At 71.1% G+C, this 12,453-nt stretch carries 13 protein-coding genes; 8 read left to right on the forward strand and 5 right to left on the reverse strand.

The genetic code is table 11. The annotated features are described in order from the left end of the window. Positions 1-78: 78 nt before the first annotated feature. Genes ACFVYA_RS12250 through ACFVYA_RS12260 form a run of 3 tightly spaced genes read right to left on the reverse strand, consistent with a single transcriptional unit; the run spans position 79 to position 2,471 of the window. Positions 79-279: a hypothetical protein gene (locus tag ACFVYA_RS12250; RefSeq protein WP_285989375.1), complete on the reverse strand. Its 201-nt coding sequence runs from the start codon at positions 277-279 to the stop codon at positions 79-81. Between the two features lie 7 nt (positions 280-286). Then, positions 287-1,393 (reverse strand): fatty acid desaturase family protein, encoded by a 1,107-nt coding sequence (locus ACFVYA_RS12255; protein ID WP_387044703.1) that lies wholly within the window; start codon positions 1,391-1,393, stop codon positions 287-289. 10 nt (positions 1,394-1,403) lie between these two features. Continuing rightward, entirely contained in the window at positions 1,404-2,471 is a 1,068-nt protein-coding gene (locus tag ACFVYA_RS12260; protein ID WP_387044704.1) for a ferredoxin reductase, read from the reverse strand. A gap of 93 nt (positions 2,472-2,564) precedes the next feature. Between ACFVYA_RS12260 and ACFVYA_RS12265 the strand changes: the two genes are divergently transcribed. From ACFVYA_RS12265 to ACFVYA_RS12285, 5 genes are all read left to right on the forward strand, one after another. Continuing rightward, complete coding sequence (locus ACFVYA_RS12265; RefSeq protein WP_387044705.1) at positions 2,565-3,224, forward strand: TetR family transcriptional regulator; 660 nt, start codon at positions 2,565-2,567, stop codon at positions 3,222-3,224. A 123-nt stretch (positions 3,225-3,347) separates the two neighbouring features. Further along, a complete protein-coding gene (locus tag ACFVYA_RS12270; RefSeq protein ID WP_387044706.1) occupies positions 3,348-4,460 on the forward strand; it encodes a Re/Si-specific NAD(P)(+) transhydrogenase subunit alpha in 1,113 nt (370 codons plus the stop codon). After that, on the forward strand, positions 4,457-4,768 hold the full coding sequence (locus tag ACFVYA_RS12275; protein WP_285989380.1) for an NAD(P) transhydrogenase subunit alpha: 312 nt from the start codon (positions 4,457-4,459) through the stop codon (positions 4,766-4,768). The genes ACFVYA_RS12270 and ACFVYA_RS12275 overlap by 4 nt, the downstream gene beginning before the upstream one ends. Then, positions 4,765-6,153 (forward strand): NAD(P)(+) transhydrogenase (Re/Si-specific) subunit beta, encoded by a 1,389-nt coding sequence (locus ACFVYA_RS12280; protein WP_387044707.1) that lies wholly within the window; start codon positions 4,765-4,767, stop codon positions 6,151-6,153. The genes ACFVYA_RS12275 and ACFVYA_RS12280 overlap by 4 nt, the downstream gene beginning before the upstream one ends. Then, positions 6,150-6,881 (forward strand): lipoate--protein ligase family protein, encoded by a 732-nt coding sequence (locus tag ACFVYA_RS12285; RefSeq protein WP_387044708.1) that lies wholly within the window; start codon positions 6,150-6,152, stop codon positions 6,879-6,881. Before ACFVYA_RS12280 ends, ACFVYA_RS12285 begins: the two co-directional genes overlap by 4 nt. 16 nt (positions 6,882-6,897) lie before the next feature. Here ACFVYA_RS12285 and ACFVYA_RS12290 read toward each other — a convergent pair whose 3' ends face one another. Then, positions 6,898-7,341 (reverse strand): histone-like nucleoid-structuring protein Lsr2, encoded by a 444-nt coding sequence (locus tag ACFVYA_RS12290; RefSeq protein ID WP_387044709.1) that lies wholly within the window; start codon positions 7,339-7,341, stop codon positions 6,898-6,900. A gap of 241 nt (positions 7,342-7,582) precedes the next feature. On the opposite strand from ACFVYA_RS12290, the gene ACFVYA_RS12295 reads away from it, so the two are divergent. Further along, positions 7,583-8,971 (forward strand): NAD(P)/FAD-dependent oxidoreductase, encoded by a 1,389-nt coding sequence (locus tag ACFVYA_RS12295; RefSeq protein ID WP_285989384.1) that lies wholly within the window; start codon positions 7,583-7,585, stop codon positions 8,969-8,971. Positions 8,972-8,974: 3 nt separating this feature from the next. On the opposite strand, the gene ACFVYA_RS12300 is transcribed toward ACFVYA_RS12295, so the two are convergent. Further along, positions 8,975-10,996 carry a hypothetical protein gene (locus ACFVYA_RS12300; RefSeq protein WP_387044710.1) on the reverse strand — a complete coding sequence of 674 codons (2,022 nt, stop codon included), beginning with the start codon at positions 10,994-10,996 and terminating at the stop codon, positions 8,975-8,977. Positions 10,997-11,266: 270 nt separating this feature from the next. Here ACFVYA_RS12300 and ACFVYA_RS12305 point away from each other — a divergent pair, with 270 nt between their 5' ends. Both ACFVYA_RS12305 and ACFVYA_RS12310 read left to right on the forward strand, forming a co-directional pair. Next, entirely contained in the window at positions 11,267-11,770 is a 504-nt protein-coding gene (locus ACFVYA_RS12305) for a DUF3145 domain-containing protein (protein WP_285989386.1), read from the forward strand. 31 nt (positions 11,771-11,801) lie between these two features. Then, positions 11,802-12,401, forward strand: coding sequence for a hypothetical protein (locus tag ACFVYA_RS12310; protein ID WP_387044711.1), 600 nt, complete (start codon positions 11,802-11,804; stop codon positions 12,399-12,401). Positions 12,402-12,453: the final 52 nt, after the last annotated feature.

Raw genomic sequence — 12,453 nt, forward strand, 5'->3', positions numbered from 1 at the left:
AGACCACCGACAGTTCCAGCCCCACGGAGAGCCGGCTTGAGGACCTGCATCCCCAAGCCGGCCTTCACGAAACCCGCGTCAGGGAGCGTCCGGGTCGTCTTCCTGGGCCCGCTGCGCGGCTTCCCGCATCTCGATGACGTCGGTGAGCCAGTCGCCCGTCTCCCGGGCGATGTCGCGGATCGCGCCCGTGATGATGCTCGCGATGTTGCCGACGTGCGTTGCCGCTGATTCGGTGATCACCTGCAGGGTGTCCTTCTCTCGTTCGAACTGACCCACCATGTCACCCTCACGCTGCTCGGAGCTGCCGGTCGGGTTCCACGGTAGCCGGGGACGGCGGGGAAGGGAGAGCCAGCTTCACGATCTTCTTCGCCACCGACCAGAGCTGCCTGCGCAGCGGGCCCGTGTGGTACGGCAGCCCGTACTTCTCGCAGATCGCGCGCACCTCGCCGGCGATCTGCGGGTACCGGCGCGCCGGGATGTCGGGGAACAGGTGGTGCTCGATCTGGTGCGACAGGTTGCCGCTCAGGATGTGGAACAGGGGGCCGCCGGTGATGTTCGCCGAACCCAGGATCTGGCGGAGGTACCACTGCCCGCGCGACTCCGAAGCCGTCTCCTCCTCGGTGAAGCTTTCGACGTCCGCCGGGAAGTGGCCGCAGAAGATGATCGCGAACGCCCAGAGGTTGCGGGTCAGGTTCGCCGTCGCGTTGCCAAGGAACGTCAGCGGCGCCAGGGGGCCGGTCAGCAGCGGGAACAGGACGTAGTCCTTGCCGACCTGCCGCGAAGCCTTCCGCAGGATGCGCCGCAGCACCGGCACGTTTTCGGCCCAGGACCGCTCGCCCTTGACGACGTTCTCGACCTCGAGGTCGTGCAGCATGACGCCCCACTGGAAGAAGATCGCCAGCAGCGTCGCGTACACCGGGTTGCCCAGGTAGTAGGGATGCCACTTCTGGGCGGTGTCCATCCGCAGGATCCCGTAGCCGACGTCGCGGTCCTTGTCGACGATGTTCGTGTAGGTGTGGTGGATGTAGTTGTGCGAGTGCCGCCAGTTCTCCGCCGGCGCCACGGTGTCCCACTCGAACCGCTGCGAGCTCAGCGCCGGGTCACGCGTCCAGTCGTACTGGCCGTGCATGACGTTGTGGCCGATCTCCATGTTGTCGAGGATCTTGGCCAGCGACAGCGCGCCGACGCCGGCGAGCCACGCCGGCGGGAAGAACCCGGCGAACAGCAGCGCGCGCCCGGCGACCTCCAGGCCGCGCTGCTTCTTGATGATGTCGTGGATGTAGTCGACGTCCTCCTGGCCCAGGTCGTCGACGATCCGCTGCCGCAGCGCGTCGAGCTCGCGGCCGAACTCCTCGACCTGTGCCGGGGTCAGGCGGTCCTGCAGACCGGTCATGGCAATCTCCTCAAGCGTCGATCTCGACGTCCCCGACCGGGACGGAGATGCAGAGCTGGATTTCTTCGTTGTCGTCGCCGGAAACCTCGCCGGTGCGCGCGTTGCGGACCCGCCCGGCCGTCTTGAGCTGGGTGCAGGAGAAGCAGATGCCCATCCGGCAGCCGTGCTCCGGCGAGAGCCCGGCCTCTTCGGCCTGCTCCAGCAACGGCTTCCCCGAGTTCGCGCACTCGCGGCCGCTGCGCTTGAACCGGACCTGCCCCTCGGCGTTCCCGGTGTCGAAGGTCAGCGCCGGCGGCGTGAACTCTTCGGTGTGCACGCGTTCACCGAGCTGCTCCCGAACCGCGTCCATCAGCGGCTTCGGGCCGCAGACGAACGCTTCCGCGTCGCGGAACCACGGGGCGACCCGTGGCAGGTGTTCCGGCGAGAAGAACCCGGTCAGGTCCCCGCCCTTCGAGTGGGTGTAGGCGTGCACGACCCGCAGCCCGGGGTGCCGGGCGGCGAGCTCGGCCAGTTCGGTGCGGTACAGCGCGTCGGCCGGGCCGTTCGAGTACTGCAGGAACACGATCTCGCCCGGGTGGCCCTCGGCGACCAGGGTGCGCGCCATCGCGAGCACCGGCGTGATGCCGCTGCCGCCCGCGATCAGCAGGACGCGGTCCGGCCGCTCGGCGGGCAACGTGAAGGCGCCGTCCGGAGTGGACAGATTGACGACCGAGCCGACGCCGATCGCGCGGTTCAGGTGCCCGGAGACCAGGCCCTGCTCCTTGATCGTGAACTCCAGCTCGCCGTCGTACTGCGAACCGCACGGCGAATAGCAGCGCGTGCGCCGGACGCCGTCGATCTCCACCTGCAGGCGGACGTACTGGCCGGCGGTGAAGCCGCGCCACGCGCGGCTGGGCTTCACCGTGAGCGTGACGGTGTCGGGCGTCTGCTTGCGCACCGCCGTGACCAGCCCGCGGATCTCGCGGCGGACCAGCATCGGGTCGACGAGCTCCAGGTACCGGTCCATCCCGTGCGGCGTCAGCAGCGCCTCGGCCAGCGAGGCGAGGCCGCGCACCCGCCGGGGGATGAGCGCCGTCATCGGGAACCTCCTCGATTACAGTGAACGGCTGTACACTCAACAGTGCACTGCAGGAGTGGACGCCCTGTCAACGCGAGACCCCGAGGATGTGACGTGAGCAACGCGGTGGACACCCGTACGCTGGACTTCGTGTCCGAACCACTGACGCCGGTGAGCCGCCAGGAGCGCAAACTGCGCACCCGCCAGGCGCTGCTGGACACCGCCCTCGAGCTGCTGGCCGATCGCCCGTTCGCCACGCTGTCGCTCCGCGAGGTCGCGAAGGGCGCAGGCATCGTCCCGACGGCCTTCTACCGGCACTTCGCCTCGATGGAAGACCTCGGCGTCGCGCTCGTCGAAGAGGCGACGCACACGCTGCGCGGCATGATCCGCTCCGCGCGCACGGATCCGGACACCTACCAGGGGATGATCAGCGCGTCGGTGACGACGCTGCACCGGTTCGTCCGGGCGAACGAGGACCATTTCCGGTTCCTCACCCGCGAGCGGTACGCCGGCGGCTCGCTGGCCGAGGCGATCGGCGTCGAACTGCGGCTGTTCTCCGGCGACCTCGCGATCGACCTCGCCCGGTTCCCGAAGCTGCGCGAGTGGAGCACCGAAGACCTCCACATGCTGGCCGACTTGATCGTTTCCGTGATGCTGACGACCATTGTCGAACTGCTGGAAGCCCGCCCGGGTGAAGACGCGAAAATCACCGGAACGGCGGAAAAACGGCTGCGCCTGGTCCTGCTCGGCGTCCCGCACTGGAAAACGACCTGAACGTTTCCCGCACGGCACTCGTATTTCCCAGCACAACCGCGAGACTTGCGACCCACGTCACTGGGGACTGTCGGTCCGGCGTGGTACAACCCTCGGATCGTGCCTCGCCGATGAGGAGGTCGTGTGACGGACAGCGAACAGAGTCAGCAGCTCACCGTGGGTGTGGTGGCCGAATCACGCCCCGGGGAGCGGCGGGTGGCCATGGTGCCCAAGCTCGTCGGGCGGCTCGTGCAGCGCGGGCTGCGCGTCGTCGTCGAGCCGGGCGCCGGATCCGGTGCCCACCTGAGTGACGACGCGTACACCCGAGCAGGCGCCGAACTCGGCGACGCCTGGGGCGCGCCGATCGTCGTGAAGGTCAACCCGCCTTCGCCCGCGGAAGTCGCGAAACTGAGCCGGGGCGCCGTGCTCGTCGGTTTCCTGGATCCGCGCGGCAACCCGGACGGGCTCGCGAAGCTCGAAGAAGCGGGGTTACGCGCCTTCGCGATGGAGGCGGTCCCGCGGATTTCCCGGGCGCAGGCGATGGACGCGCTGTCGTCGCAGGCCAGTATCGGCGGCTACCGCGCGGTGCTGCTCGCCGCGCAGAAGCTCCCGCGGTTCTTCCCGATGCTCACCACCGCGGCCGGCACCGTCCCGCCGGCCAAGGTGCTGGTGCTCGGCGCCGGCGTCGCCGGGCTGCAGGCACTGGCCACCGCGAAACGGCTCGGCGCGCAGACCACCGGCTACGACGTGCGGCCCGAGGTCGCCGAGCAGGTCAAGTCGCTCGGCGCGCAGTTCCTCGACCTCGGCATCGAGGCGGTCGGCGAAGGCGGGTACGCCCGCGAGCTGACGGCCGAGGAGCGCGAAGAACAGCAGCGGCGGCTCACCGAGGCCATCACGAAGTTCGACGTCGTGATCACCACCGCGCTGGTGCCGGGCCGCAAGGCGCCGACGCTCGTGACCGCGGACGCCGTCAAGGGCATGCCCGCCGGGTCGGTCGTCGTCGACCTCGCCGGCGAGACCGGCGGCAACTGCGAGCTGACCAAACCGGGCGAGGACGTCGTGGAGCACGACGTCACCATCTCCTCGCCGCTGAACCTGCCCGCCGAAATGCCTTCGCACGCCAGCGAGCTGTACGCCCGCAACGTCACCGAGCTGCTGGAGCTGCTGGTGACGAAGGAAGGCGCGCTCGAGCTGAACTTCGAAGACGAGATCGTCGCCGGTGCCTGCGTGGCCGGGCGCGAAGGGAGCCCGTCGTGAGCCCACTCGTGCAGAACCTGGCGGTGCTGGTGCTCGCCGGGTTCGTCGGCTTCGCCGTCATCTCGAAGGTGCCCAACACGCTGCACACGCCGCTGATGTCCGGCACCAACGCCATCCACGGCATCGTGCTGCTGGGCGGCCTGGTCGTGCTCGGCCTCGGCGTCGACGGCGTCTTCAACAAGATCCTGCTGGTGATCGCCATCGCCTTCGGCACGATCAACGTCGTCGGCGGGTTCCTCGTCACCGACCGGATGCTGTCGATGTTCAAGGCCAAGAAACCCGTCGCCGGTGAGGAGGACGAGAAGTGACCGACTTCATCGCGATCCTCTACATCATCGCGTTCGCCCTCTTCATCTACGGCCTGATGGGCCTGACCGGCCCGCGCACCGCGGTCCGCGGCAACTGGATCGCCGCGGTCGGCATGGGCATCGCCGTCATCGCCACCCTGCTCACCCCCGGGATGGGCAACTGGGTGCTCATCGCCCTCGGCGTCGGGATCGGCGTCGTCGTCGGCGTCCCGTCGGCGCGCAAGGTCAAGATGACGGCGATGCCGCAGATGGTGGCGCTGTTCAACGGCGTCGGCGGCGGCGCGGTCGCGCTCATCGCGTGGGTGGAGTTCAACTCGACCGGCGGCTACGCGCACGAACCGGCGTACATCGCGATCGCGTCGCTGTTCGCCGCGATCATCGGGTCGATCTCCTTCTGGGGCTCGAACGTCGCCTTCGGCAAGCTCCAGGAGCTGATCAGCGGCCGCCCGATCACCATGGGCAAGCTGCAGCAGCCGGTCAACGCGCTGCTCCTGCTGATCGCGGTCGCGTGCGCGGTGGTCATCATCGCCGGCGGTGACAACGAGCTGCTGATCATCGGGCTGCTGGTCGCGGCGGGCATCCTGGGCCTCACCGTGGTCCTGCCGATCGGCGGCGCGGACATGCCCGTCGTGATCTCCCTGCTCAACGCGTTCACCGGGCTCTCGGCCGCCGCGATGGGCCTGGCGCTGGACAACACGGCGCTGATCGTGGCCGGCATGATCGTCGGCGCGTCCGGCTCGATCCTGACCAACCTGATGGCCAAGGCGATGAACCGGTCCATCCCGGCGATCGTCGCGGGCGGCTTCGGCGGCGGGCCCGCGGTGGCGGCCGGCAGCGGGACGAAGGAAGCCCGTCCGGTGCGCTCGACCAGCGCGGCCGACACCGCGATCCAGATGGCGTACGCCAGCAAGGTCGTCGTCGTGCCGGGTTACGGCATGGCCGTCGCGCAGGCGCAGCACACCGTCCGGGAGATGGCGAAGCTGCTGGAGAAGAAGGGCATCACGGTCGCGTACGCGATCCACCCGGTGGCCGGCCGGATGCCCGGGCACATGAACGTGCTGCTCGCCGAGGCCGACGTGCCGTACGAGCAGCTCAAGGAGATGGACGAGATCAACTCCGAGTTCGCCCAGACCGACGTCGCGCTGGTGATCGGCGCGAACGACGTCACGAACCCGGCCGCGCAGACCGACCCGAGCTCGCCGATCTACGGGATGCCGATCCTCAAGGTCAACGAGAGCCGGTCCGTGATCGTCTTGAAACGCGGGATGGCCTCGGGGTTCGCCGGGATCGACAACGACCTGTTCTACGATCCGAAGACCAGCATGCTCTTCGGGGACGCCAAGTCGTCGGTGGGCGAGATCGTGGAGGAACTCAAGGCGCTATGACGACCGGGTCGGATGTGCGTGCGGCGTTCACGGATCCGGCCGAGAATCTCGCTTTCGACGAAGCGCTCCTCCGGGTTGCGCCCGAGTCACCCGTGCTGTGGCTCTGGCGCAACCCGGTTTGCGTCGTGGTGGGGCGCGGGCAGCGGATCGCGCGCGAAGTGCGGGCCGACGAGTGCGCCCGCGACGGCGTCCCGGTGCTGCGGCGGGCCAGCGGCGGCGGCACGGTGTTCCACGACCCCGGCAACCTGAACGTGACCCTGGTCCTGCCCGGCCCGGCGGACCGGCCCCTGGAGGCGCTCGGCCAGGTGATGAGCGCCGCCGTCGACCAGCTCGGGCTGGTGCCGCGGATCGGCGACCGCGGGCTGTTCGTCGGCGACGCGAAACTGTGCGGGTTCGCCGTGTTCCGCACCAGGACCGGCCTGCTGGCCCACTCGACGCTGCTGGTCGAGACGGCCGCGGGGCTCGTCGGCCGCTACCTGACCGGCGCGCCGCCGGACCCGCGGCCGCTCGACTCGCACCGCAGCCCGGTGGCGTCGCTGGCCGAGCACGGCCTGCGGCCCGGGTTCGGCGCGGTCGAGGCGGCGGTGCGGGCGGCGGCGTCGCAGCTGCTCGGGACGTTCGTGCCCCGGCCGCCGTCGGCGGCCGAGCTGGCGCGGCAGCGGGCGTTGCTGCACACCCGCTACCACTACCCGGCCTGGCACGCCGACGGCGCCCAGCGCGCCGCCTGAGCCGTCTACTTCGGACTTACTCGGCCGCCGAGAACGTGACGGTCGGCACCTTGCGCGCGACGGCCCGCGTGGTGGCCTTCGGCTCCGCGGCCTTTCTGGTGCGCGTGGTCTTCGCCGGCTCGGCCTTCGCGCTGGTCTGCGCCGGCTTGGGTGCGGCGGCCTTCACTCTGGCGGGCTCGGCCTTGGTGGGGACGGGCGTGGCTTTGGCGGGCGCGGCCTTCTTGGCGGCCGGCTTCGGCGGGGTCTTCTCCGCGCCGGGGACGATCCGCGGCCGGTTCTTGCGGCCACCGGTGCGACGGCCGGCGTCGGCGTACCGCTGCAGGAGCCCGCGCAACGCCTCGGCGTTGGCGAAGGAGAGGTCGATGTCGTAGTCGATGCCGTCCAGCCCGAAGCCGACGGTCTCCGCCGCGGGCTCACCGGTCAGATCATCCAGCACCCGCACAGCCGTGTTCCTGGCCACGACAAACCTCCCGTGCTCGAACGTGTGATGTGTTCGCGAGCACCGGGTCCGACGGCACCCGGTGCCGCCGACTGTGTCATCGTTACCGATCCAGCCGGCAGTCACGGCGGAACAGGTGCCGGTGAGCGGGTTGGCTCCGGACCGTGTCCGCCTGCTTTCGGCCGGATCGGTAATTTGCAGCTTCCTGACGGAGGATAGCCGCTGGCTTGCGTGATCCCGCGTAGTGGTGTGACCTGAAGCCATGGCTGGAGAGACTTTTGACGTAGTGGTGATCGGCGCGGGTCCGGTGGGGGAGGTGGCCGCCGAACGGGCGGCCCGCGGAGGCCTGAAGGTCGCCCTCGTCGAGCACGAACGCTTCGGCGGCGAGTGCTCCTACTGGGCCTGCATCCCGAGCAAGGCGTTGCTGCGGCCGGGAAATCTCCTCGCCGCCGCGAAGCGCGTGCCCGGCGTGCCGGTCGGCGACCGGATCGACCCGGCGGCCGTGTTCGCGCGCCGTGACTGGTTCACCGGCAAGGGCGACGACTCGGGACAGGTCGACTGGGCACGCGGCGCGGGTATCGAACCGGTTCGCGGGCACGGCGAAATCACCGGGGAGCGGGAGGTGACCGTCGGCGGCGACCGCGTGCTGACCGCCCGGCACGCGGTGATCGTCTGCACCGGCAGCGTGCCCAGCACGCCGTCGATCCCCGGGCTCGACACGATCCGGCCGTGGGGTTCGCGTGAAGCGACGTCGGCGTCTTCGGTGCCGCCCCGGCTCGGCGTCCTCGGCGGCGGCGTGGTCGGCGTCGAGATGGCGCAGGCGTTCGCGTCGCTGGGGTCGGAGGTCCACCTGGTGATCACCGGCCCGCGGCCGCTGCCGCGCAACGCCGAATTCGCCGGTGACCTCGTGCTGGCGGGGTTGCGCGAAGCCGGCGTCGAGGTGCACACGGATTCGGGCGTTTCGAAGGTCGCGGCCGGGGACTCCGGGACGACGTTGACACTGAAGGACGGCTCGACGCTGGTCGTCGACGAGTTCCTGGTGGCCACGGGCCGCCGTCCCGCGACCGCCGGGCTCGAGCGCTTCGGGATCGAGCCCGGGCACCCGCTGGAGACCGACGACACCGGCCGGGTGTCCGCAGTGGACGGTGACTGGCTGTTCGCGGCCGGCGACGTCACCGGCCGGGCGCCGCTGACCCACCAGGGCAAGTACGGCGCCCGCGCGGCGGGCGACACGGTGGCGGCGCTGGCCGCGGGCAAACCGGTGTCTTCCGCGGCGTGGAGCCCGTTCACGGCCACGGCCGACCACCACGCGGTGCCGCAGGTGGTGTTCACCGACCCGGAGGTGGCGGCGGTCGGCCTGGCGGACGCGCGGCCGGGTTCGGCGGACCGCGTCGTCGACATCGACATCGCGGTGGCGGGCTCGTCCCTGCACGCGGACGGCTACACGGGCAAGGCCCGGATGGTCGTGGACACGGAGCGGAACGTGCTCCTGGGCGTGACGTTCGTCGGCCAGGACGTCTCGGAGCTGCTGCACTCGGCGACCATCGCGATCGTCGGCGAGGTGCCGCTGGACCGGCTGTGGCACGCGGTGCCGTCGTTCCCGACGATCAGCGAGGTCTGGCTGCGGCTGCTGGAGGCGTACGGGCTCTGACGGCTACTGGGCGGGCAGGTCGAGGGCGGCCGCGGCGGCCCTGACCAGGCCGGGATCGTCCGGAGTGGACGGTCCCGGCGCCCAGACGGCCTGCACGAGCCGGACGGACGAGCCGTCGAGCTTGCTGGCGTAGGCGGCGTTCTCGAACCGCGGGACGGGGGTGGCGCCCCACTGGCCGGTCTCGGTGGCGAGGTCGAGGACACCGCCGCCGCCCGGGGTGTCGGCAAGGGCCTTGAAAGCGGCGGCTTGCGCGGCATCGGGGAAGTCGACGATCCCGACGGTGACGGCCCCGCCGCGGCCGTCGACGGTGGCGGCGTAGCTGGCGCGCTTGACGCCGGAGCAGCTGGTCTGCTGCAGGCTGGCCTGGGCGTCCCCGAAGGCGTGGGAGGCACATCGCTGATCGCCGCCGGCGGCGCGAAGGGCGAACTGGAGGCTACGCACCGGCGTGCTGGGCGGCGGCTGGGACTTCGAGCTGGCGGGGGGAGGCGCCGGAGCGGCGGCAGTGCCATCACCGGTGGTGGCCACGGCGACGGCGGCGACGACGAGCAGAACGAGGGCACCGATGGCGCCGAGCGGAAGCCAGCGGACGGTCCGTGGAGTGCGGGCGGGTCCGGGTTCCGGCCGCGGCCGGGGGAAGGGCTGCGGCGAGGCCACGGGAAGAGGGACCGAAGGAACGCCCTGGGGCGGCTCGGGTGCGGCAGGTTGCGGGCCGGCTTGTTCGGCTGCGGCAGGGCGGGGAGCTGGGGGTTCTGGCGGTGCTGGAGCCTCGGGAGCTTGTTCGGCTGCGGCGGCCCGCGGGGCGGTGGGTTCGGGTGCTTGGCCGGGTTCGGTGGGGTGCTCGGGAGCTCGCTCGGCCGCAGCGGAGCGCCCGAGAGCCGCGGTTTGGTTGCTGCTCGGCGACGGAAGGCGGAGGTTTTCAGTCCGCTCGGTCTCGGCAGCGGAGGATTCGGCCGGTTCCGGACCGTCCGGCGGGGTGGCCTCGGCGGGCGGGGGAGTGGTCTCGGTGCCGGGAAACACCGGTCGCGCCGAAGGGTCGGCGAGGCCCGGTTCTGCCTGGGCAGGCGACGGAAGTACCTCGGTGGGTTCCGTCTCGGCGGGCGGGGGAGTGGTCTCGGTGCCGGGAAACACCGGTCGCGCCGAGGGATCCGCGGCGGCCGATTCCGCCTCCGCCGGTGACGGGCGAACCTCGGCAGCTTCCGCGGGTGAACCAGCAGCGTCCGCAAGTTCGGCCGCAGAAAGTCCGGCCGCGCCCTCCGAGACCGCGCCCTCCGGGACCGCGCTCTCCGGGACCGCGGCCTCCGGTGCGGCTTCGACCGGCGTCGTGGTCCGCCAGTCGGTGGTACCCGCCCCCACCGAAGCAGCGGCAACAGCCGGCGGCTGCGGGCCTTCGTCCCAAAGGGACTCCGGAGGCGCATCGTCCGTCAGGCGGCTGAAGCCCTCGGCCAGCAGGACCTCGTCCGTGAACTCCGGTGCCGATGGCGCCAGCCCTCTGATCAGCGCCCGGACCTGGTCCACCGAGCGGGGCCGGTGCGCCGTGGCCAGGGATACCGTTGCCGCCAGCATCGTTGTCGGGGTCGGGTGCAGTACCCGGACCGGGCCCGCCAGGTCCGCCGCCGGCTGGTCCACCGTCTCCACGTACGGCCCCACCGCGATGATCGTTCCCACCGGGGCCGTCCCCGGGACCAGGGCGGCAATTTGCCTTTCGCAAGCCTGCGAGATGTCCAGCGCTTCCGTGGCCGGGTTCACCGAATCGTCGTCCGCGACCAGGGGCCAGCCGTCCGCCTTCCAGGGGCCGCCCAACGGGGCCTCCAGGCGCAGGGCCGGGTCCGGGAGGTCCACGCCGATCACGATGATCACGCCGTGGGGGAGCAGGACCACCGCCTCGATCGGGCGGTCCGTCACCCCGCCCACGCCCACCAGGGCGATCCCGCCGATCACGGTGCTGCCGCGGCCCAGGGACGCCAGTGCCGCCCGGATGTCGTCCGCCACCCGGGACTGCTGCCGCTCCAGGCGCACCAGTCGCACCGCTGTCCTCCCTGCTCGTCGGTCCGGGTCAACACGCTAGCGCGCCCAGCGCAATGATCCGCGCGACACGGGCGCGCCGCGGCGCTTGCCCTCCGAAAGTGGTGCTGCGGGTGACTTGTGGTGTTCATGTGGCCAAACGGCACGGTTGGGGTGCAGAATGTGCTACAACGCATCGGAGGCGGCATTCGGGAGCCGCACTGAGGCCGCGCTGCAGCTCGGAGTAGGGCGTAGGGGAAGACGTCCCTCGTCGAGCAACAAGCGGAGGTAGCAGTGAGCACCCGTGGCAGCACCCGAGGTGTGGTGTACGTCCACTCGTCGCCGTCTGCGGTGTGTCCGCACGTCGAGTGGGCCATTTCGGGCACCCTGGGTGCCCGCGTTGACCTGAAGTGGACGGCGCAGCCGGCCAGTCCGGGTCAGCTTCGCGCCGAATGCGGATGGCGCGCGCCCGCGGGCACCGGCGCCAAACTGGCGTCCGCCCTCAAGGCGTGGCCGATGATTCGGTTCGAGGTGACCGAAGAGCCCAGTGCGGGCGTCGACGGCGAACGGTTCTGCTTCGCGCCCGGCCTCGGCCTGTGGCACGGGCGGACCAGCGCCAACGGCGACATCGTGGTGGGCGAGGACCAGCTGCGCGCGCTCGTCGGCATGACCCGCGGCGGCGAGTCCCTCGCGCACAAGCTGGACGAGCTCCTGGCCGCGAGCTGGGACGAAGCGCTCGAGCCCTTCCGCCACGCCGGTGACGGCGCGCCGGTGACCTGGCTGCACCAGGTCGGCTGAGCCCCGGGACGGGGGCCGGTACGCTTTCCGCGTGACCACCCCCGCCCCCAGCTCTCGCCAGCGCTGGCTGGTGCCCGTCGTGGTCGTGGTGCTGTCCGTGACCGTCGGTGGCGGCCTGCTCGCGCGCGAAATCTACCGCCGTCCCGACCAGCCCGCCGACGACGCCTCCATCGCGGTGTCGACGCCGTCGTCGTCGAGCATCGGCGCGCCGGCCGCGGTGGACGACGGCGTCCGGATGACCGACGACGCGAAGCGGCACCCACAGGCCGACGCCGTCCGCCGGGTGCTGGAGAAGTACTTCAAGGCCATCAACACCAAGCAGTACCCGCTGTGGACCGACGTGGTCACCGACGAGCGGGCCGCCGGCCAATCGCAGAGCGACTGGACGAAGGGGGTTCGCACCACAAAGGACAGCGACGCCCTCGTCTACCGGATCGAGCGTTCGGCCGGGAACTCGCTGCGGGTCCTGGTCGGGTTCACCAGCCGGCAGGCGCGCGACGACGCCCCGGTGTTCTTCCGCGAGCCGTGCATCAAGTGGCGGCTCGTCCTGCCGATGGTCATGGAGAACAAGGCCCTGAAGATCGCCGCCGCGGTCGACGGCGGGCCCCCGCCCGAACACGAAAAGTGCTGAACTGAAGATGGGGCCCGGCCTAAGCCGGGCCCCTTCTTCAGTTCCGGAAAGC

Source organism: Amycolatopsis sp. NPDC058278 (assembly GCF_042881395.1).
Classification (GTDB): domain Bacteria; phylum Actinomycetota; class Actinomycetes; order Mycobacteriales; family Pseudonocardiaceae; genus Amycolatopsis.

Coding starts and splice junctions, on each gene's coding strand:
- ACFVYA_RS12260 (WP_387044704.1), bottom strand. CDS start 2,471: ATGACGGCGCTCATCCCCCGGCGGGTGCGCGGCCTCGCCTCGCTGGCC.
- ACFVYA_RS12255 (WP_387044703.1), bottom strand. CDS start 1,393: ATGACCGGTCTGCAGGACCGCCTGACCCCGGCACAGGTCGAGGAGTTC.
- ACFVYA_RS12250 (WP_285989375.1), bottom strand. CDS start 279: ATGGTGGGTCAGTTCGAACGAGAGAAGGACACCCTGCAGGTGATCACC.
- ACFVYA_RS12295 (WP_285989384.1), top strand. CDS start 7,583: ATGGCTGGAGAGACTTTTGACGTAGTGGTGATCGGCGCGGGTCCGGTG.
- ACFVYA_RS12285 (WP_387044708.1), top strand. CDS start 6,150: ATGACGACCGGGTCGGATGTGCGTGCGGCGTTCACGGATCCGGCCGAG.